Raw genomic sequence first — 20160 nt, forward strand, 5'->3', positions numbered from 1 at the left:
ATGAAAGATTTAGTATCGGAAAGAGAGTTTTTTGGAAGAAAGATAGGTGGTCGCTCCCCATTATTTTTGATTTCGGGTCCCTGTGTAATGGAAAACCAAGACCTGTTAGATAGAGTTTGTGGTGAAATGAAGGAAATTTGTGAAGAGTTAAATATTGTTTATATATTTAAATCTTCCTTTGATAAAGCAAATCGATCTTCTATCGGATCTTATCGGGGTCCAGGCATTGAAGAAGGTAGAAGGCTTTTGGACTTTATTAAAAACAAATACAATCTTCCTGTATTGACTGATATCCATGAAACCATTCAGGTAGATCCATTAAAAGATACAGTAGACATTTACCAAATTCCAGCCTTTTTGTGTCGTCAAACAGATCTTATAGCAAAAGCAGCAAGCACAGGTAAATGGGTAAATGTGAAAAAAGGTCAATTTATGGCACCAGAAGATACGCGCCATATAAAGACTAAAATTCAAGAATCAGGCTCAGAGAAATATCTAGTAACAGAACGAGGAGCAAGTTTTGGATATGGAAATTTAGTCTTTGACCTAAGGGCAATTCCAATGATCCATAAGTATGATATACCGCTCATTTTTGATGGCACACATTCTGCCCAGTTGCCTGGAGCCGCAGGAAATATCACAGGGGGTTTGCGTGAATTTATCCCTCATATGATGCGCGGGGCAGTATCGGTAGGGGTGGAAGGATTGTTTATGGAAGTGCACCCAGACCCGGAAAAGGCCTTGAGTGATGCTACGACACAGTATCCATTGGGTCAGGTAAAAAAGTTACTGAAACAACTTCTAGAATTGGATCGATTTGTAAAGAATGAGGTATTGGAGTCTTAGAAATGTGGAAACACTTTCTATTGCTACTTTTTTTCGTTTTCATTTCTTGTAATGAAAAGAAGTACCTTCGCATAGAAGAAGAAAAGGAATCAGGTTCTATGGTTTCCATGCGTGATTTTTCTCGCGTGTCCTATTCAAAAGAAGGAGATTTGGAATGGAAGTTGATGGGTGAAGAATCCTACATTTACCCAACGGAGAACAAAACCATAGTATATGGCTTTGAGTTCTATCAATATGAGAATGGAAAGTATAAGTCCTACCTTACTGGAAACCGAGGAGAAATCGACCATAGCTCAAAATCGGTGACTTTAGAAGGGGATGTAAAATTAAGAACAGAAGAGGGCAGAACACTCCAATCGGAACTTTTGAATTACAATCTAGATGAAAAGACTCTGTCCACCGATTCTGAAGTAGTCATCTATTCGGATGGAACCACAATCCGAGGGAAAGGACTCAGGGCTGACAAAGGCTTAAACAAATACACCATTATTAAACCAAGCGCAATTACGGTTGGCGGAACCAATCCTTTAAAAGAAAAATGAAAGAATGTTTGCTTATCATTTTTTTTGCATTGAGTATAAAACCTATCATTGCTGAGGTAAGTTTGGAACCACCCATTTTATTTGGCTCCGAGGATTTGTTTTACCAAGAGAAGTGGGTTGACCCAAATATTCCAGAAAAAGGCAAGAAAAAAAGCCAAATTCCTGTTATGTGGGGAGGTAACTCATTAACCCAAGAAGAAAAGCTTATCAACGGGTTCCAAATGAAAACGTTCATTTTGGGAGGCGGAGCCTATATTACACATAAAAATATACAACTAATAGCTAGAGAGATCGAAATTATTGGTGAAGATGCTTTATTAGGTAATTTGAAAGGGCAAGTGCAAGTAGAAGACCGCGAAAATGGTGCGACTTTAATTGCGAGTAAAGGCCATTACGATAAAATAGCTGGTACTGTTACTCTAGAAAATTCGCCAACACTCATCCATAAAAAAGACAATAAAATAGTTAAGATTCAATGTGAAAGCATAGTTCGATACCTAGACGATGCCAAGACAGTCTTGAGTGGTAAGGTAGTTGTTACATCCAGCGACTTTCGAGTATTTGGTGAAGATGCAGTTTTTTATGAGAAAGAAGATAGAATTGATTTGTCAAATGAGCCTTTTTTGTTTTCGGAAAATCGTTTTATCCAAGGCAAAACTCTATCATATTTCGTAAAGGAAGGAAGTATTGTTTTAGAAGGTGATGCATCTATTTACCAGGTGAGTTACGAAAATAATCAGAAAAGAATTGCTGATGAAAAGAAAAAGGAAAAACAGAGCCAAAGCAATAAGACTGAGAAAAAGGATGAGGAAAAGCTTCGCATTGTAACAATTTTTAGCGGGAATCAATTGCGGCATAAAAATCGCTCCGGAAGTGAGGATGCCTATACCTCAATGAATGGTAATGCATTTATGTTCAGGTCTGACTCAGAGTTCAAAGCAGACGAAATACAAAGCAAAAATAATAACCAATTGATCCTTTCCAAAGGCCAGGTCTCCTTCTTAGATAAAAAAAACGCTTACCAAATGGAAGGAGGATACCTAGAGTATGACAAGACAAAAGGGTATAGTTATTTGTCGGAAAAACCCAAAATTTTATTTTTAGATGAAAAGACTCTAACCGAAAAGGGAAACTTAACTGCGGTTTTCATAGAACGATTTGAAGAAAAAAAGGAAGCGGTAGCGCGGGGCGATGTACAAATCCAAACACAAAGTTCGCAGGCTACAGGTGAGTATGCTACTTATTATGAAAAAGAAAATCGTTTAGAGCTAGAAGGTAACCCAAATCTAATTAAAGACAAGACAAAAGTTTCCGCAGGCAGAATCATAATCTATCCGAATGAGGATCGTGCAATTTTAACCGATGGTTTAAAAGTGATAGGAAATGACCCGAAAAATTAAGAAAGAATCCCCGCTTGTTGAGACCCAAGCTGTAAAAACGTTTAAGATGGAGAATCTTGTTAAGATCTACAACAAACGAAAGGTTGTAGATGGGGTGAGTTTTTACATCCGCAAGGGTGAAATTGTCGGTCTTTTAGGTCCAAATGGAGCGGGCAAAACTACTTCGTTTTACATGAGCGTAGGCTTTGTTACTCCAGACGAGGGAACTGTTTTCATCGATGATAATGATCTAACAAAAGCACCAATGCATATCAGAGCGAGGATGGGTGTTGGTTATTTGGCCCAAGAAGCATCTATCTTTCGAAAGTTAACAGTAGCAGAAAATTTAGAGGCAATATTAGAAACTATGAATCTTCCCAGAGAAGAGATAGTCCGAAGAAGGGATGCTCTTCTAATGGAATTGCAAATTATGCGAGTGGCAAACCAAAAAGGCTACACTCTTTCTGGTGGCGAAAGGCGTCGATGTGAGATCGCAAGAGCACTCGTTACAAATCCCGACTTTATTTTGTTAGATGAGCCTTTTGCAGGAGTTGACCCGATTGCAGTGAAGGACATACAAAACGTAATACAATCTTTAAAAGAACGAGGATTGGGAATCCTGATTACCGACCATAATGTGCGCGAAACTCTAAAAATTACAGATCGGGCTTATATTATGTATAGTGGCAAAATCCTTATTTCTGGGACAGCCAATGATCTGATCAATGATCCTGAAACAAGACGAATCTACTTGGGAGAGGATTTTACTCTTTAAAATGAAGCTCGGCAATACGATAACTCAGAGGCAAACCCAAAAGTTGATCATGACGCAAGATTTGCGTCAATCAATTGAGCTGTTATCCCTTTCTACTCTTGAGTTGTCCGATAAAATTCAAAATGAACTCCTTGAGAATCCTATGTTAGAAGAACTTGGAGTCGATGAAAAACAAAAAATGCCCGAATTGTTTTCCATCGAAGAAGTAAAACGAATAGAGAAGTTAAACCACGAAAAAAGCACTGATATTAACTGGCAAGAGTCTTACTCTATAGATGGACCTGGTCGTCTCAACCAAGAAGCAAGCGACAGAAACCAAAAATACATAGAGTCTACAACGAAAGGTATATCTTTGGAAGATCACCTACTATCTCAATTGAGATTGATGGATCTAAGCAAGCAGGAGTTTCAAATTGCCGAAGTTCTTGTTTCCATGATCGACGAACAAGGTTTTATAAAAGAAGATTTAGCCATTTTAGCAAAGGAAATGAATCTTCCTTTTTCAAAAATAAAAAAAGTAATCCAGTTGATCCACGAGTTGGATCCAATCGGTATTGGCGCAAAAGATGTGCAAGAAACACTTTTGGTACAGGCAAAAATCCTATACCCAAACAATGATGTTCTCTATCAATTGATATCAGATTCACTGGGAGACCTTGAGAAGTTTGATTATAAAAAAATAGCAAAGAGTTTGAGAGTCACTGAAGACGATGTTATTTCGCTTGCACGTTTGATGAAAAAATTGGAGCCATATCCAGCTACTCTTTACCAAGGCAAAAAAGTTGACTATGTCGTACCTGATGTTGTTGTGAAGCAGATTGGATCAGAATTTAATATATTTATAAATGATGAATGGCTACCAAAGTTATCGATACAGGATGAATATAAAGAGCTTCTAAACACAAAATTGCCTCCAACTGAGAAAGAATACTTTCAGACAAAGTACAGCTCGGCACAGTGGCTCATTAGATCTATCCAACAAAGAAGGCATACATTACAAAGAGTTGTTAGTTCAATCATTGATTTCCAAATCGATTTCTTTCGCGGTGGAATTGGATTTATAAAGCCCTTAACATTGAAAGAGATCGCTGAAAAATTAAACTTACATGAATCAACGATTTCAAGAATCACAACCAATAAATACATACAAACCAATTGGGGAATTTTTGAATTAAAATGGTTTTTTTCTTCAGGTGTGAAATCCTTGGAAGGCGGTAAGGAAAGTTCCAAAAAGATACATGAAATCATTCGCAACTTAGTAAAAGATGAAGATGAGAAAAATCCACTCTCTGACCAAGATATCGTTGACCTCATGGAGAAAAAAGGTATTGAAATCGCAAGGAGGACTGTAGCAAAATATAGAAAGGTGCTGAAAATCCTTCCTTCTAATCAAAGAAAAAAGATCGGCACTCACAAGGGTTAAACCAATGCCTGTACCTGGGATTACTGTTGAAGCCATTCTTCGAGACCATGAAGATTTAAAGTTAACTCTCCTTACGGGTGAGTCTGGTTTAGCCAATCGTATTACAAATTCTGAAATCAATAGACCTGGACTTTCTTTGACAGGTTTCTTTGACTTCTTTGCCAATGACCGCATTCAAATCTTTGGTAAAGGGGAGTGGGCTTATCTTAATTCTTTACCTTTAGATCAACTTAATGAGATCACGGAAAAGTTCTTCCAGTTCCATTTGAATTGCATCATCTATACACACGGAAATGAACCCCAGAAACAATTTGTTTCGATGGCAAACCAAAAAGGTATCCCCCTATTTGTTACACCTATTTCCACGCATCGTTTCATCACATTGATTTCACAAATCTTAGACCGAGCACTGGCACCGAGAACCATGCGTCATGGAGTACTCATAGAAGTATTTGGCATTGGTACGCTCCTAACAGGTAAATCAGGAGTGGGCAAGAGTGAGACGGCTCTTGAATTGATCGAACGTGGACACAGGCTTGTAGCTGATGATATGGTGGAAATCCGTCGTTTGAGTGAGAGTTATCTCATAGGTTCTTGTTCTGATTTACTTAGACACCATATGGAGATAAGGGGTTTAGGCATTTTAAACATCAAAGATTTGTTTGGTGTTGGCAGTGTTCGGGACCATAAATTGATTGAACTTATCATTAGCCTGAGAGAATGGGAAGAAGACGGCGACTATGAACGCACGGGCATTGAGCAAAGGACGGAGGAAATTTTGAATGTTCCCATTCCTCTCATTGAAATCCCTGTAAAACCAGGAAGAAACATTCCCATCATCGTGGAAACAGCAGCCATGAACCAGAGACTTCGGAAAATGGGGAAGAATAGTGCCAAAGAATTTTCTAATAAACTAACGAATTACATTCAGCAGAGTAAAATTGAAACAAATCCAGCTAAAGATTAAAGACGAAAGTTCTGGTTTGCATGCAAGACCAGCTTCTTTATTTGTAAAGGTAGCTTCTTCTTTTCCTTGTGATATATTTGTGATCAAAGATGAGATTGAGGTCAATGGTAAATCCATAATGGGTTTAATGATGTTGGCGCTCGGAGCTGGAGTTACCTTTGCGGTAAAAGCGGACGGTGCCAAAGAAGAAGAGGCATTGGCAGCATTGGAAAAATTGGTTGAAAGTAACTTTGAACTAGATGTTCCGAAATAAATTGAATTTAAAAATTTCCGATGAATCTCGGTATTACCTACGAGATATTTTCATTTTTACATTTACGATTTTACTTTCGATTTTCTTTGCGGAAATGTTCTTTTTCCAAAAAGAAGATGAAGTTCCTTTAGCTGCAAAGCTTGATACGTATCTCTTTTTATTAATTCCTTTTTTTATTTTTTCACTGATTGTTAGCTATGTATACAGAAACAAAAGAAATTTAGAAACAGGAAAAATCCGAAGTTCCATTCGATACAGGCTAACATTGGCTTTTTTGTTTGTTGCACTTGTTCCTTCGATTCCTATATTCCTACTTACTTCCAATTTAACAGGAAGGATTATTGAAAGTTTCTACCGAGTTGATATTTCAAATGCATTAAAATCATCAGCAGATCTCATCCGAACAACAGAAGAAGTTACCAAAGAGAATTTAAAATCTAAAGCCTTAGTATTTTTAAAGAATGTAAAATTGACTAACAAAGACGCCAATTTCATCTTTGGACAAGCGGTCAAGGAAGGTCTTTTTGAAAAAGACCGATATTATCTTAGTTTTGTGGAAAATGATTCTGTAAGATTTGAATCCAAAGGATTGTATAAGGATGTCTCTGAGGAAGATTTTGAACAAACAACATGTGGTGATCTTATTTGTTCCGAAGCAAAACTGTACAAAGAAGATATATCTTATTATCTACTTAAACTTTCATTGGGACAAAACGTGTTTCTATATCTAGGTGAGCGTATGCATGTAGGTGTTGAGACTGATGTCTTTAATATTATGAAAGCAACACAAACCTATGATACTGTGAGCTTATGGAAGGAAAAGATACCCTATAGCGTTCGGTTGATTATCGGTATTTTCTCTTTTTTAATGTTTTTGATTTCTATTCTTTTTTCATTCATTTTTGCAAGGAAGATCTCGCGTCCAATCATCAATTTGGCAAATGCGACAAAGAAGGTATCCTTAGGAGAATCTGACGTTAAAATTGAGATGAGAGAAGAAGGAGAGATGGGCATACTCATTGATTCTTTTAACCAAATGGTTTCAGATTTGAATTCTAAGAATGAGGAACTAATGCACATCCAAAGGATAGCTGCTTGGAAAGAAGTAGCACAAAGAATGGCGCATGAGATCAAAAATCCTCTCACACCCATTCAGCTATCAGCGGAACGCATCCAACGTAAATTTAAAAATACCAACCCAGAGAATCTTGAGGGAATCGTGAAAGATGCAACAGAAACTATCATTGGGCAGGTGAGAGTTCTAGAACATCTCGTGAAGGAATTCAGTGAGTTTGCTCGAATGCCTGTTCCTGTCCTCATCAACCAACAGATCAATCCGATTTTGGAAGAGGCTGCATTATTATTCAAAGAGTCGACAGAAATAGAATTTGAGCTTAGATTAGCTGAAGTTTTGCCTGAAGTCTTTGTGGATAAAAGATTGTTTTTAGGTGTGATCAACAATCTATTAAAGAATGCAGTGGAAGCGATCCAAGGCGAAGGGAACCAGCCTGACGCAGTGGAATACTGGACTCCGAAACAAAAAAAGATTACCATCCAGAGTAAGTTGAAAAGAAAGGCACTTCGAAAATTTATTGTGATCGAGATCGATGATTCGGGCCCAGGTCTGAAGCCTGAATTACGCGAAAAAATATTTGAACCTTATTTTTCCACGAAGGAAAACCATGGATCTGGGATAGGTTTGGCTGTTGTCCAAAAAACGATCATCGACCACCATGGACATATTAGTGTCAACGATTCCAAATTGGGTGGCTGCAAGTTTACGATCGAACTTCCGCTAAGTGCTTAGAAGATGCAAAAGTTAATTTTTATCGTCGATGATGAAAAAGAAATCCGTAAATCGCTACGAGCCATTTTGGAGGACGAAGGATTTATCGTTGAGGATTTTAGCTCTGGAAAAACCTTTATCAAAGCTTTGGCAAAGGATAGGCCAGGCTTAGTATTGTTAGATGTCTGGTTAGGCAAAGAGGACGGTCTGCAAATTTTGGATGAGGCAAAAAAAGTCTATCCGATGCTACCCATTGTGATGATCAGCGGCCATGGAACCATAGAACTAGCCGTGAATGCGACCAAAAAAGGAGCGGTTGATTTTTTGGAAAAACCTCTTTCAATTGAAAAGGTTATTCAAACAATTGAAGATGCCTTCGAAAAAACTAGAGACCAACCGAGTGAAATCCCGAACTTTAAATTAGAATATGATGATATACTGGGAATCTCACAAGGAATTAACAAGGTAAAATTTTCTATCTACCAAGCAGCTCAAACAAATGCACGTGTTTTTATTTATGGTGAGAATGGAACAGGTAAAGAGTTGGTTGCTCGTGCGATTTACCAAAATTCGAAAAGAAGAGAGCAATCCTATGTCGAAATCAACTGTGCCGCGATTCCTGAGGATTTAATAGAATCAGAGCTGTTTGGACATGAGAAGGGTTCATTTACGGGAGCCATCGATCGTAAAATAGGTAAATTTGAACAAGCTCACAATGGAACTCTATTTTTAGATGAGATATGTGATATGACACTTGCCACGCAAGCAAAGGTTCTACGGGTTCTCCAAGAGCAGAGATTTGAAAGGATTGGTGGGAATGAATCTATCTCTGTTGATGTGAGAGTCATTGCTGCTACCAATATCAGTGTTGAAGATGCGATCCGAGAAGGTAAATTCAGAGAGGATCTTTATTATCGTTTGAATGTGATTCCTATTGAAATCCCCCCTTTACGTGAGAGAAAGCAGGACATCCCTATACTCGTTGAACATTATCTAAAAAAATCTATCAAAGAAAATGACCTGACTCCGAAGACTGTCGATCGAGAGGCTTTAGATCTTCTCATCCAACACTTTTGGCCAGGGAATGTACGCGAGCTCAGAAATATTCTTGAACGGCTATCAATATTAACACACGGAGAAACCATTCGTGCTAAAGATGTCAAAGATTCCTTACAAGGATTTAAAAAAGCAAATGAGATGGCAGAACGAGGTGATTTAAAGCATGCTAAGGATGAATTTGAACGCCAATACATCATACGAACTCTACAAAATTTTGATGGCAATGTATCGCGTGCTTCAAAGGCACTGGGTATTGAAAGGACACATCTCTATCGAAAATTAAAATCTTTAAACATCCAAACCGAACAAACTAACGAAGGTGACAGATGAGCGATAGAAGGCTGATCCTAGAAAAGTTAATTGAGGTCTTTGAAGAGGCTACTTTTTTTCTTAAAAACCAAAACCTTCCCATCTTTCGCTACGGAACCGAAATCGCTCCCGAGGAAGTTCCCATTCACTGGTCACCCATATCAAAAAAAAGCAAAGAACAAAAAGAAACTGAGAACAGAGAAAAACTTCGTGCAAATCGAGAATTGGCTAACTTCCCGTGTAACCTCTGTGAGAAGAAGACTACTGGCATTAAACATTTTTTTTATACGGGCAGATTTCCTCTTCTTGTTTTACATTATTCTGGCCAAACGTCTACCAAAGAAAGGCCATTTGTAAAGAAAAATCCCAAACAAGTATTTAAAGATGAGATAACCGGAAAGATTTGGAATCATCTTGTTCAATCAGCCTTTCAAATGAGTTCGGAAGAGCTCTTTTACCAAGAATACCCGGCATGTAACTTTAATATTCCTCAAACAAAAGAAGAAGATTGGAAAGAAAGGACTGAAAACTGCAAAAAGTTTGTAAAGGAGTTTGTTTCTGATTATGGGATTAAAGGTGTCATCATACTCGGTTCTTCTGCGAAATTATTATATGGCGCAGAAAAAGCCAAAGAACTCCTCGGAAAGACAATCCATTGGCAGCTGGGTGATACCAAAATCCCCGTGATGATCCTTCGCTCTCCGGAGGCCCTAGTTGTGCTTGAAGAAAAATCTAAACAAACAGCTGAAGATAAAAATCTTTTCCATTATGCGGAAGAAAAATCAAAATTAGAAACAAATTTTATTGATAGTTTGAAACAAATTCGAAACCAAATGGCGGTTTAATGGAATACTTTGCTGATATTGCCATTCATCAATCCTGGATTGAGGACAGCCTAACTTATACTTTGATTCCAAATGTAGATACCCCAAAAGTTGGGATCAGAGTCCATGTAGAACTAAATGGCAAACTAACGGAAGGAGTCATCATTAGGCTCCATAGCCAAGAACCAAATTATCGATGTCTACCAATACAAAACTATATTGATTCCGAACCGATAGTGAGCGAAGAACAACTGTCACTCGCTTTTTGGATGAGGGAACAATATTTATCTAGTTTGGGTGATTGTCTCTTTAAGATGATCCCTAAAGGCAAAAGAAAAAAAGAGAGTCCCAAGAAACCGAAGGAGGTTCGGAGTGAATTCCTTCAGCAATTGAATGCGGAACAAAAGCAGGCTTTCCTCGGGATTCGAGACTCAAAGGCAGAGCAAAGAATTCACTTATTATTTGGGATTACTGGAAGTGGAAAAACTGAAGTTTATCTGCATTTGATGAATGAGGTTTTACAATCAGAGGATGCTTCCATTATTTTTTTAGTTCCAGAAATCAGTTTGACCTATCCCATGATCCAGCGTATTGAAAAGGTTTTTCCCAATCAAGTTGCTGTTTTACATTCTTATTTAAGAACGAAGGAAAGATTCCAAAATTATTGGGATATTCTGCAAGGAAAGAAACGGATAGTCATTGGTACAAGATCCGCTATATTTGCGCCGGTTCGAAATCTTTCTTTGGTCCTCATTGATGAGGAACATGATACTTCATTTAAAGAAAACTCAAGTCCCAGATACCATGCACGTCAAATTGCCGACAAGAGATTAAAAGAAACAAACGGAAAACTAGTATTAGGATCAGCAACACCTAGTTTGGAAATGTACCATTTCGCTCTACAAGGCAAAATAGGATTTCATCGTATTTCAAAGAGAGCGGTACCCGAAGCAAAAGAGGCAAACATTGCCGTTAACCAGAAACTAGAGGACAAACAGTTGATCTCGGGTGATCTTCAGTTTAAAATCCATACCCATTTACAGAAAAATGAGCAAGTACTGATACTGTTAAATCGGCGAGGTTACCACCCACTTGTTTATGATGAAGAAACAAAAGAGTTCATCCATTGTCCAAAATGCTCAGCAAATCTTTGTTTCCATTCGAATCAAATACTTCGTTGTCATTTGTGTGGTTTCCAGGAGTCCTTTAATTACTTCCAGAAACAATCCAAAAAAGATTTATCTCTTATGGGAGCTGGGAGCCAAAAGCTAGAAGAAAATTTATTAGAACTCTTTCCGAGTGCTAAGGTGGAGCGCTTAGACCAAGATTCCACCAAACAAAAAGAAGTCATTGCAGAAGTCTTTCAAAAGTTGGAAGAGGGGCAAATCGATATTTTGACAGGTACTCAAATGATTGCAAAAGGTTTAGATTTTCCCAACGTCACTCTTGTTGGCATTTTAAATGCAAACCATGGTCTTGGGGTCCCTGACTTTCGTAGTTCTGAGAGAACCTATTCACTACTATCACAAGTTGCGGGAAGAGCTGGACGGGGTGTAAAACCTGGTGAAGTTTTTATACAATCAAGTGATCCAGAACACCCAGTCATCAAACTCGCATTAAACCAAAACTATCATGAATTTTATCTTTGGGAGATAGCCTTTAGAAAATCATTGCACTATCCTCCTTTTAGCCGTTTAGTGCGATTGGTATTTCGTTCCAAAAAAGAAGACGAATGTATGAAAACATCCTTAGAGTATCGAACAAGGCTTGAAAGTCAAAATTTAGAGGGGGCTCAAATACTAGGTCCTTCCCCTTGTCCTTTTGTGAAGATAGATGATAACTATCGATACCATATTCTGCTAAAGACAAATGCTATGGAAAAGTTAAGAGAACAATTGAGAGATTTTAAAAAAAATAGTAAACCAAATATTCATTGTTATGTGGAATATGATTTTGATCCGGTAGATTTGGTTTAGGAGTTGTATGATTTCAATAGGATATTTCGGCACACCAGAATTTTCGGCTGACCTACTAAGAGCCTTGATCAATGCAAATCTAAAAATAGATTTTGTGGTTACAAATCCCGATAAACCCGTAGGTAGGAAAAAAGAATTGAAACCGACTGCTGTGAAAGCATTGGCAGAATCGCATTCAATTCCGGTTATTCAAAGTGAAAAACTGAGAAGCGATGAAAATGCAATTCAAAAAATTAGATCATTTCCCAGTACATTGCATATAGTCTACGCATACGGATCTATCATACCAGAAGCAGTTTTTGCTTGTCCCAAATTTGGAAGTATTAATTTACATGGAAGTTTATTGCCAAAATATCGAGGAGCGTCGCCCGTACAATCTGCACTGTTGCACGGTGATGAGATAACAGGCTATACCATCCAATATGTTTCGCCTGCCTTAGATTCAGGTGATATCATTGCCCAAGAATCTTGGCCCATTCTTTTATCAGATACGACAGAAAGCCAAATCCAAACTTTGACGAGTCGTGGTGGTGAAAGACTGATACAATTGCTTAGAGATCTTCCAAATAAACCTTTTCCGAGGCAAGCTCAGGACCACTCTCAGGCTAGCCATTGCAAAAAAATTACCTCTCTTGATCGTCCCATCGATTGGACAAATCCTAGCCTGCGCATCCACAACCAAATCAGAGCATTGTATCCCGATCCTTTAGCTTTTACTTCATTTCGAGGGAAACAAATCATTCTTCTTTCCTCATGGATTCCTACAGAGGAGGTGGAAATTCCCTCTGGATTGCAAGTTGGTAGCTTTTTCCTTGGGGCGAAAAAAAGGCTTTTCTGCCTTTGTGGAGACGGAAAGCTGATCGGTATCGAGAGGATACAGCCAGAGGGAAAAAAGCCCATGGCAGGTTTTGAATTTTTGAATGGTGCTCGTTTGGAGCCCGGAGATCGGTTTTTGTGAAAGAAAAATTTCTGAAGATTTTACCCTATAGTGGATATGTTTTATTCTTAGGCTTAGGCCTTATCTTGTTTTTTACAGCTGCCTTCTTAGTTGTTGTGGTTCGTACAAAAGACGAACAGAAAGTTCTTATGCCAAACATTACTGGAAAGAACTATATTGAAGTTCATAATGAACTGCAAAGGCTACAGTTAAAGGTAAAACTGGAAACAAAGCGCATTCCAGAAAAAACGGATGGCATCGTACTTTCCCAATCGATCGATGCTGGAAAGGAAGTTGAGGCTGGCAGCAAAATTTATGTGACTGTAAATATTGGTTTTGACCGGGTGACTGTCCCAGATGTGAAAGGCCAGGATTTGAAGAGAGCCCGTGCCATTTTGGAAAAGGTTTTATCTGGAGAAATCTATGTACCTATGTCCATTGGTGGGATCACTTATGTACCTTCGAGGGGTGATGAGCCCGCAGACACAGTCATAGACCAAATCCCACAGGCTGGAAAGGAAACTCATTCGGGTGAAAAGGTCTATCTTCTGGTTACAGAATCCAATACTTCAAAGTCCTCCAAAGTTCTCACACCCAAAGATTGGGAAGAACTACTCATAGCAGTTCCGACACCCTTTGCAGTAGAGGCTTTGCAGCGGAATAAGATTCCGTATAAGATCCAAGAGATCCAAAAGGCAAAGAGAAGGGAAGATTCTGGTATCGTGCAAAGCATCAAAGTCACAGAATCTGGTGCTCACATAACGACTGTTTTCCATGAAGCCCAAGAGAGAATGCTTTATGATTACGAGACTGTTTCCTATGAGATTGATGATACGGATGTTTATACTGCTTACCTTTCCTACACTGATGCAAAGACGGGCACTGAGATGAAAAGAGAAGTTTTGACATCCCAAAAACTGAAAGAAGACGAAATGTTACATCTCGTTGTTTACCGTGGCCCTTCTGCTAAATTAACATTAGTTGGCTTAGAAACAGGGGAAGCCAAAACATGGAAATGGAAGGGAGTATATTAAAATGAAAATCTCTGCCTCAATCTTGGCAGCAAAGCTTAGCCATTTAGCTGTCGACCTTCCCAAGTATGATCCAACTTCTATAGATTTCATTCATATGGATGTAATGGATGGCAATTTTGTTCCCCAGATCTCCTTTGGTGAGGCTTTCACAAAAGAAGTGAAATCGCTGACAAACATCCCACTAGATGTTCACCTGATGGTACGTCGGCCGGAAGACCATGTCCCCAAGTACTTTGAATTCAAACCTTACTGCATTACTTTTCATATTGAGACCACTCACTTTTCCGTGCGCCTTGCTGAGGAAATCCGAAAATCAGGTGCAAAAGTGGGTATCTCCTTAAACCCCCAGACGCCTGTTGAATCAATCTCGCATCTTTTGCCGTATTTAGATTTGGTACTTTTGATGACGGTTGATCCTGGTTTTTATGGGCAAAGTTTTGTTGCCTCTGGTATAGATAAGATCAAACGCATGCGAGAATTGACTGCAAAACACGGCATCCTTCTGGAGGTCGATGGAGGAGTAAACGAATCCAACATCAAGACACTCTCGGACTTGGGTGTTGACCTTTGTGTGGTAGGCTCGGGGCTCTATAAAACTGGCGATCCTAATACCCAAGGTAAAAAATTAAAACAATTGGCTGGCGCATAGGGAAAGCTATCTTGACAGTCTGTCCTACTAAAAAAAAATGTCGATCTAGAGGTATTTTTCTTGGTTAAGTTAAGATTACAAAGAACTGGCACAAAAGCAGACCCACATTATAGAATCGTTGCCGCAGACCACAGAGCCCCTCGTGATGGTCGTTTCATTGAGGCAGTGGGTCACTTTCATCCGAGTGCACATAAAGTGGACCAAAAATCTATTTTCAATGAAGAGAAAACCATCTCTTGGTTAAAAAAAGGAGCAGTACCCACAGATACTGTCCTTGCTCTCTTGAAGAAAGACGGGATCTGGTCTAAGTTCAAAGGATAGTTGATGGAATCCTTAGTGAAATATATCGTTACCTCTCTTGTTGACCAGCCAGACCAGGTTAATGTCACCCAGGTTCCAGGAGAAGAGGAGTCCGTTATTGAATTGCGTGTGGCTCCAAAAGATTTGGGAAAGGTGATTGGTAAAAACGGACGGATTGCAAAATCACTCCGCACCGTTCTGCAAGCTGCCGGAACCAAACAAGGTAAAAATTTTAGCTTAGAAATTGTCGATTGATCCAAGCTCCTTTGTAAGCATTGGGACTTTTGGTGCAAGCCATGGCGTCAAAGGTCTCATCAAAGTCTTTACATCTGGCGATACTCTCTCCCAAAAAAAGCCACCCATAACAGTATATACCAAGAAAGGGCAAGAGTCTTTCACTTCACTTTCCCTTTTACAAATCCATAAACAAGCCAATCATTTTTTGGTACAAATCGATGGTTTTGTATCGAAGGAGTCTGTCGCAGTTTTGACAAATTCCGAGTTGTTTCTGCCCAAAGAAGAGCTACCTCAGACTGAGCACCCGAACGAAATTTATACCTTCCAACTCTTAGGTTTGCAGGCGGTGCCTTCCATTGGTGGCGAACATTTAGGATATGAGGTAACGGATGTCATTGATAACCCCGCACATCCCATTTTGGAATTCAAAGTATTGGATGCAAAGGCTGAAACATTACCTACCATTCTGGTTCCTTTCCTCGACCAATTTATAGGAAATTGGGATATTCATAAACAGGAGATCGAAGTGAAACAATGGGAGCAATGGTTTGAGGTTTAACTTCGTCACACTTTTTCCTGAAAAAATTGAATCCTATTTTTCCACTGGGATTCCAGGTAAGGCCCGAGAGAGAGGCATTGTCCAAATCAATGCAGTCCATCTAAGGGACTTTGCAGGAAACAAGCACCATAAAGTAGATGATACAATTTATGGTGGAGGACCAGGAATGCTTTTGCAAGTGGGTCCCGTATTCCGTGCTTTAGAATCTTTGGGGGAAGAAAAGGGAGAAGTGATTTTACTTAGTCCGTCAGGCGCTCTCTTCAACCAAGACCTCGCTCGCGAGATCTACGCGTCCAATCAGGCAATAACGTTGGTATCTGGGTATTATGAAGGCGTCGACCACAGGGTAACAGAGCATCTAGTTGACAGGGAAGTGGCCATTGGAAATTATGTAATTTCATCGGGGGATTTGGCCTCTCTAGTAGTCGCTGATTGTATCTCTCGCTTGGTGCCTGGTTTCTTGGGGAAACAGGAAAGCCTTGTGGAAGAGTCGCACAACGAAGAAGACCAGTTGGAATACCCACAGTTCACAAAACCATTTGAGTTTAATGGCTGGACTGTCCCAGACGTCTTAGTGAACGGAAATCACGAAGAAATTAGAAAATGGCGGGAAAAAAACCGCAAAAAGAGAAATCATCCTTAGAGGCAGTTATGAATCACATCCTAGAAAAAGCTCTTTCAACTGAACCAAAGAACGAACTCAATTTTGAGATCGGAGATACTGTGAAAGTTCACTACAAGATTGTTGAATCTGGTAAAGAACGAGTTCAGGTTTACGAAGGCATAGTGATTTCCATCGCCAACAAGTCCCATTCCAAAACATTTACCGTTAGGCGAATCTCTTATGATGTAGGAGTGGAAAGGATCTTTCCTTTGCATAGCCCGAGAATCGCCAAGATAGAACTCGTTCGTAAAGGAAGTGTTCGCCGAGCCAAACTATTCTACTTGCGTGAGAAAAAAGGAAAGGCTGGCCGAATCAAAGAAAGAAAGGGCGGTCAGGCTATGGTTGCCCAAGACAGAAAACGCCAGGATGAAGCCGCTAAATCACAAGCGAAGGCTTCCGCTTAAACAATCTTTTCCCTTCCATATCCCATTCCAGAGCGTCCTTACTTCCCAGAGTTTGGACTCTCCTCTGGCACCATAACGATTTCTGTTGATGAGGCTGGGCGTGGGTGCCTAGCGGGACCTGTTGCGCTTGGGCTTGTTTCCTTCGGTAGGGAGAGCCTAGAACGTATACGGAGTGGAGCTGTTCTCCGAGGGATTCGAGATTCCAAAAAACTCCCTGAAGCGATTCGAAAACGACTGGCATCGGAAATCAAAGAACTCTGTTCCTTTTGGAAGGTAGTCTTTGTTTCTCCCAAAACAATTGACCGTATCAATATCAACCAGGCAATTTTTTACGGAATCAATCGTGGTCTTCCCAAGGATGCAAAACAGCGAGCCTATCTGTTTGTGGATGGGAATTACAAACTTGCTCTCCGAACTCCAATCCTCGGCTATACGTCTATCCCCAAAGGGGATGACATTGTTCCTAGTATTTCAGCAGCCTCGATCCTTGCAAAAACACACCGGGATGCTTGGATGGAAGAGATGGATAGAAAGTATCCTGGTTATGGGTTTAGTAAACATAAGGGCTACGGAACCAGTTTCCATAGGGAAAAGCTCATCCAGTTGGGGGCATCGCCCATCCATCGCTTGAGTTTTTTAAGAAATCTCCGAAGCTGGGAGAGTGAAGAGCTCCCATTTCCTAATCTCGCAGATTGAGACCCTCTTTCGGTATACTAGTACAGAAAGACCCATTGTCGGTCCAAGGAGGTATTCCTCGAACTCTCCTAAGCCTCTTTTGGGTTCCGCAACAGAGATCGCTCTGCAAGCAATGCCTAAACCTCAATGCGAAGGAGTCGTTAAGAAAGTCCCTGAATATCAAAAGGCTCTTTTGAAGGCATTTTTTGATGTGGAAAGGGCTGCACTTTGGAAAGAGACAATCGGGCAAAATCAGGCCCAACAAACGACAGAAGAGCATAGATTTCCTACCAATATTTGGAAACAAATCTTCCCTGAGTTTATCAACGCACCAGAGCCTCTTCACTATGACAAGAATCTATGGGGTGAGGAAGCAAGCGTACAAATCCTGAAAGAACGTGAGACTACATCCGTTTTATTGCTACACCAAAAGGAATCCGGGGAAACGATTTGGGTATTGGCAAGCCATTGTTTCGACCAAAGCCCCAATTTAGAAATTTATATTTGTTCAAATTCCTTACAAGTTCTCTCCGAAATCAAAAATACCAAGGAACAAAAGCTAGGTGATCTTCAACATATCACTTCGGTTTCTTTACATATAATGGACTTGGCGGAGGTTCATACGCTCACAAAGTGGGAAGGTTGCTACGCATGAAGAAGTATGCCGTTGCTTTGGGCTACCGAATGGAACAGAACCAAGCCCCCATAGTGCTGGCCAAAGGGAAAGGAGTGGTAGCCTCGCAAATTTGCCAAATTGCAGAATCTCATGGAATTCCTCAGGTTCGGGACCCTGTACTCGTCTCCTCCATGGAAAAACTTGAAGTTAGTAAAGAAATTCCAAGAGAATTGTATAAGGCGATTGCAATCATCTTTCGAGAGCTGGTAGCAGTCGGAAATCAGAAAAACAATTGATCCAGAAGGCTCACTTTCGTAGTATACAATCGTAATGCGAAAGATACCTGTTTACGACTTGGCTCCTGGAACTAAGTTTACCAAATCTGTTTATCTAGACAAGGATACAGTCCTTGTGGGTTCCAAACAACCCATCACCCAACAAGACTTGGATCGCCTCAAACAATTCGGGATTTCATTCGTATTAACAGAGGGTGAACCCATCCTGGGCATTGAGGATGAAAAAGGCCAGTCCGCAACGGGACCTGGATTGTTTGATACAAATCTTCCGATGATGCAGGAGGATGAGTATGCCACTCGCTGTAAATACATTCTGGATAGAGCTAACAGCAATAAGGTTGAATTCAATGCTGTTTTCAAGGATGCATTTGAATTAGTACAGAGAACCTATCGATCTGCTTCAGAAGGAAAGTATACCGAAATTAGAGAATTTCGAGAAGTGGCAGAAAGGATAGCAGACCATGTAAAAAATAACCCGCAATTGCCTATCCTTCTCTTATCCCACTCTCATTCCGGTTATTATCTGTATACACATGTCTGTTATGCGACCTTTTTCTCCGTTCTCTTGGGCAACTATCTTGAGTTTTCGAGACCCAAATTGATAGATTTGGCTTTGGCATCTTTGTTTGCTGATATAGGGATGGTTACAGTTCCAGAAGAGGTATCCGAGAAAAAGGGTGCGCTGACTGAACTCGACCAAAAAACAATCAAAAGACATCCTGTAACTGGTTACCAAATCCTAACGCAGAGACTCAAATTAAAGAACTCTTTGGCGATTGTATCTTTGCAACACCATGAAGCCATGGATGGATCTGGTTACCCACAAAAGATCTTAGCAAACCAAGTGGAAGAATTGACGAGAGTGTACTCCATTGCGGATCAATTTACGTCCATGATCTCTGCAAGGCCCTACCGACCAGCTCTTTTACCTTATGATGCAATGAGAATCATGATCAGTGAAAATGTAAATCGGTATGATCTAAAAATGGTTCGCCTCTTTTTGAACAAGCTGTCTATGTTCCCAATTGGTTCAGGCGTTTCTTTGAGTGATGGTCGTATAGGTATCGTCATTGATTCCAATCGTGACAAACCTCTTCGTCCTATTGTTCGGGTAACAAAGGATATGGATGGAAATCGACTAAAGATGTTAGTTTTTGTAGATTTGATGCAAGACCTAAATACCTTTATCCAAAAGGCGATTCCGTTCTCTCAAATCTATTGAGAATTCCAATCATCCAAAAAGGCCAAGACGGAGAACGCATAGCTACTTCCTTTTTAATAGAACAGGGTCATACTCTTCTCTTTCGAAACTATCGAACACGTTTTGGCGAAATTGACATAATCAGTTTCAAGGATGGGACATTATTTTTCATTGAGGTGAAACATTGGAATCTATCTTCGGGCTTCCATCCTCTCCATGCCTTTCCCAAGCAAAAGAAAATGAGGATGTGGAGGGTTACACAACAGCTATTTCAGCAATATCCAGCGTTGGAACGATGTGATTTTAGTTTTTCGTTGGCCCATATCAATGAAAAAAGGGAAGTTTGTTTTTATTCCGATTTGTTTTAAAATAGTGCATAAAGGGATTTTTTAGTACTTCCGATTGTTTCAGTATCTCACAAATGTGGGAGCGCACTCATGGATGAGTGT

The 20160-nt window shown here is 39.9% G+C and carries 24 protein-coding genes; all 24 read left to right on the forward strand.

The features are described from left to right. A complete protein-coding gene (gene kdsA, locus DI060_RS02820) occupies positions 1-846 on the forward strand; it encodes a 3-deoxy-8-phosphooctulonate synthase (protein ID WP_108973475.1) in 846 nt (281 codons plus the stop codon). 2 nt (positions 847-848) lie between these two features. After that, positions 849-1388 carry an LPS export ABC transporter periplasmic protein LptC gene (gene lptC / locus DI060_RS02825; protein ID WP_108973477.1) on the forward strand — a complete coding sequence of 180 codons (540 nt, stop codon included), beginning with the start codon at positions 849-851 and terminating at the stop codon, positions 1386-1388. Next, positions 1385-2788 (forward strand): LptA/OstA family protein, encoded by a 1404-nt coding sequence (locus DI060_RS02830; protein ID WP_108973479.1) that lies wholly within the window; start codon positions 1385-1387, stop codon positions 2786-2788. Before lptC ends, DI060_RS02830 begins: the two co-directional genes overlap by 4 nt. A gap of 46 nt (positions 2789-2834) precedes the next feature. Continuing rightward, positions 2835-3542, forward strand: a complete 708-nt coding sequence (lptB, locus tag DI060_RS02835; protein WP_108974019.1) for an LPS export ABC transporter ATP-binding protein — start codon at positions 2835-2837, stop codon at positions 3540-3542. A 1-nt stretch (position 3543) separates the two neighbouring features. Further along, positions 3544-4965: an RNA polymerase factor sigma-54 gene (gene rpoN, locus DI060_RS02840; protein WP_108973481.1), complete on the forward strand. Its 1422-nt coding sequence runs from the start codon at positions 3544-3546 to the stop codon at positions 4963-4965. Between the two features lie 4 nt (positions 4966-4969). Beyond that, positions 4970-5932, forward strand: coding sequence for an HPr(Ser) kinase/phosphatase (gene hprK, locus DI060_RS02845; protein WP_108973484.1), 963 nt, complete (start codon positions 4970-4972; stop codon positions 5930-5932). Next, positions 5907-6185: an HPr family phosphocarrier protein gene (locus DI060_RS02850; protein ID WP_108973486.1), complete on the forward strand. Its 279-nt coding sequence runs from the start codon at positions 5907-5909 to the stop codon at positions 6183-6185. The genes hprK and DI060_RS02850 overlap by 26 nt, the downstream gene beginning before the upstream one ends. Next, positions 6172-7992, forward strand: coding sequence for an LIC_11548 family sensor histidine kinase (locus DI060_RS02855; protein WP_108973489.1), 1821 nt, complete (start codon positions 6172-6174; stop codon positions 7990-7992). Before DI060_RS02850 ends, DI060_RS02855 begins: the two co-directional genes overlap by 14 nt. 3 nt (positions 7993-7995) lie before the next feature. Further along, positions 7996-9360 carry a sigma-54-dependent transcriptional regulator gene (locus tag DI060_RS02860; RefSeq protein WP_108973491.1) on the forward strand — a complete coding sequence of 455 codons (1365 nt, stop codon included), beginning with the start codon at positions 7996-7998 and terminating at the stop codon, positions 9358-9360. Beyond that, positions 9357-10184, forward strand: a complete 828-nt coding sequence (locus DI060_RS02865; protein WP_108973493.1) for a hypothetical protein — start codon at positions 9357-9359, stop codon at positions 10182-10184. The genes DI060_RS02860 and DI060_RS02865 overlap by 4 nt, the downstream gene beginning before the upstream one ends. After that, positions 10184-12139: a replication restart helicase PriA gene (priA, locus tag DI060_RS02870; protein WP_108973495.1), complete on the forward strand. Its 1956-nt coding sequence runs from the start codon at positions 10184-10186 to the stop codon at positions 12137-12139. The genes DI060_RS02865 and priA overlap by 1 nt, the downstream gene beginning before the upstream one ends. Positions 12140-12146: 7 nt before the next feature. Further along, entirely contained in the window at positions 12147-13097 is a 951-nt protein-coding gene (gene fmt, locus DI060_RS02875) for a methionyl-tRNA formyltransferase (protein ID WP_108973497.1), read from the forward strand. Beyond that, entirely contained in the window at positions 13094-14110 is a 1017-nt protein-coding gene (locus DI060_RS02880) for a PASTA domain-containing protein (RefSeq protein ID WP_108973499.1), read from the forward strand. The genes fmt and DI060_RS02880 overlap by 4 nt, the downstream gene beginning before the upstream one ends. 1 nt (position 14111) lies before the next feature. Next, positions 14112-14759 (forward strand): ribulose-phosphate 3-epimerase, encoded by a 648-nt coding sequence (rpe, locus tag DI060_RS02885; protein ID WP_108973501.1) that lies wholly within the window; start codon positions 14112-14114, stop codon positions 14757-14759. Positions 14760-14819: 60 nt separating this feature from the next. Beyond that, positions 14820-15080: a 30S ribosomal protein S16 gene (rpsP, locus tag DI060_RS02890; RefSeq protein WP_108973503.1), complete on the forward strand. Its 261-nt coding sequence runs from the start codon at positions 14820-14822 to the stop codon at positions 15078-15080. 3 nt (positions 15081-15083) lie between these two features. Beyond that, positions 15084-15314, forward strand: a complete 231-nt coding sequence (locus DI060_RS02895) for a KH domain-containing protein (protein ID WP_108973505.1) — start codon at positions 15084-15086, stop codon at positions 15312-15314. After that, positions 15304-15855, forward strand: coding sequence for a ribosome maturation factor RimM (gene rimM, locus DI060_RS02900; protein ID WP_108973507.1), 552 nt, complete (start codon positions 15304-15306; stop codon positions 15853-15855). Before DI060_RS02895 ends, rimM begins: the two co-directional genes overlap by 11 nt. After that, positions 15845-16498, forward strand: coding sequence for a tRNA (guanosine(37)-N1)-methyltransferase TrmD (trmD, locus tag DI060_RS02905; protein ID WP_108973509.1), 654 nt, complete (start codon positions 15845-15847; stop codon positions 16496-16498). Before rimM ends, trmD begins: the two co-directional genes overlap by 11 nt. Before the next feature lie 8 nt (positions 16499-16506). After that, positions 16507-16923 (forward strand): 50S ribosomal protein L19, encoded by a 417-nt coding sequence (gene rplS / locus DI060_RS02910; RefSeq protein WP_167836896.1) that lies wholly within the window; start codon positions 16507-16509, stop codon positions 16921-16923. A 78-nt stretch (positions 16924-17001) separates the two neighbouring features. After that, positions 17002-17619, forward strand: a complete 618-nt coding sequence (locus DI060_RS02915; RefSeq protein ID WP_108973514.1) for a ribonuclease HII — start codon at positions 17002-17004, stop codon at positions 17617-17619. Further along, positions 17585-18253, forward strand: coding sequence for a hypothetical protein (locus DI060_RS02920; RefSeq protein ID WP_135354976.1), 669 nt, complete (start codon positions 17585-17587; stop codon positions 18251-18253). Before DI060_RS02915 ends, DI060_RS02920 begins: the two co-directional genes overlap by 35 nt. Next, complete coding sequence (locus DI060_RS02925; protein ID WP_108973518.1) at positions 18250-18510, forward strand: EscU/YscU/HrcU family type III secretion system export apparatus switch protein; 261 nt, start codon at positions 18250-18252, stop codon at positions 18508-18510. The genes DI060_RS02920 and DI060_RS02925 overlap by 4 nt, the downstream gene beginning before the upstream one ends. 34 nt (positions 18511-18544) lie before the next feature. Then, positions 18545-19732, forward strand: coding sequence for an HD-GYP domain-containing protein (locus DI060_RS02930; protein ID WP_108973520.1), 1188 nt, complete (start codon positions 18545-18547; stop codon positions 19730-19732). Continuing rightward, positions 19729-20079 (forward strand): YraN family protein, encoded by a 351-nt coding sequence (locus DI060_RS02935; RefSeq protein WP_244594250.1) that lies wholly within the window; start codon positions 19729-19731, stop codon positions 20077-20079. The genes DI060_RS02930 and DI060_RS02935 overlap by 4 nt, the downstream gene beginning before the upstream one ends. The last annotated feature ends 81 nt before the right edge of the window (positions 20080-20160 follow it).

The organism is Leptospira ryugenii, from assembly GCF_003114855.1.
Taxonomy (GTDB): domain Bacteria; phylum Spirochaetota; class Leptospiria; order Leptospirales; family Leptospiraceae; genus Leptospira_A; species Leptospira_A ryugenii.

Excerpts from the sequence above, each read along its gene's own strand:
- kdsA (WP_108973475.1), top strand. The coding sequence starts at position 1 with ATGAAAGATTTAGTATCGGAAAGAGAGTTTTTTGGAAGAAAGATAGGT.
- lptC (WP_108973477.1), top strand. The coding sequence starts at position 849 with ATGTGGAAACACTTTCTATTGCTACTTTTTTTCGTTTTCATTTCTTGT.
- DI060_RS02830 (WP_108973479.1), top strand. The coding sequence starts at position 1,385 with ATGAAAGAATGTTTGCTTATCATTTTTTTTGCATTGAGTATAAAACCT.
- lptB (WP_108974019.1), top strand. The coding sequence starts at position 2,835 with ATGGAGAATCTTGTTAAGATCTACAACAAACGAAAGGTTGTAGATGGG.
- rpoN (WP_108973481.1), top strand. The coding sequence starts at position 3,544 with ATGAAGCTCGGCAATACGATAACTCAGAGGCAAACCCAAAAGTTGATC.
- hprK (WP_108973484.1), top strand. The coding sequence starts at position 4,970 with ATGCCTGTACCTGGGATTACTGTTGAAGCCATTCTTCGAGACCATGAA.
- DI060_RS02855 (WP_108973489.1), top strand. The coding sequence starts at position 6,172 with ATGTTCCGAAATAAATTGAATTTAAAAATTTCCGATGAATCTCGGTAT.
- DI060_RS02860 (WP_108973491.1), top strand. The coding sequence starts at position 7,996 with ATGCAAAAGTTAATTTTTATCGTCGATGATGAAAAAGAAATCCGTAAA.
- DI060_RS02865 (WP_108973493.1), top strand. The coding sequence starts at position 9,357 with ATGAGCGATAGAAGGCTGATCCTAGAAAAGTTAATTGAGGTCTTTGAA.
- priA (WP_108973495.1), top strand. The coding sequence starts at position 10,184 with ATGGAATACTTTGCTGATATTGCCATTCATCAATCCTGGATTGAGGAC.
- fmt (WP_108973497.1), top strand. The coding sequence starts at position 12,147 with ATGATTTCAATAGGATATTTCGGCACACCAGAATTTTCGGCTGACCTA.
- rpe (WP_108973501.1), top strand. The coding sequence starts at position 14,112 with ATGAAAATCTCTGCCTCAATCTTGGCAGCAAAGCTTAGCCATTTAGCT.
- DI060_RS02895 (WP_108973505.1), top strand. The coding sequence starts at position 15,084 with ATGGAATCCTTAGTGAAATATATCGTTACCTCTCTTGTTGACCAGCCA.
- rplS (WP_167836896.1), top strand. The coding sequence starts at position 16,507 with ATGAATCACATCCTAGAAAAAGCTCTTTCAACTGAACCAAAGAACGAA.
- DI060_RS02925 (WP_108973518.1), top strand. The coding sequence starts at position 18,250 with ATGAAGAAGTATGCCGTTGCTTTGGGCTACCGAATGGAACAGAACCAA.
- DI060_RS02930 (WP_108973520.1), top strand. The coding sequence starts at position 18,545 with ATGCGAAAGATACCTGTTTACGACTTGGCTCCTGGAACTAAGTTTACC.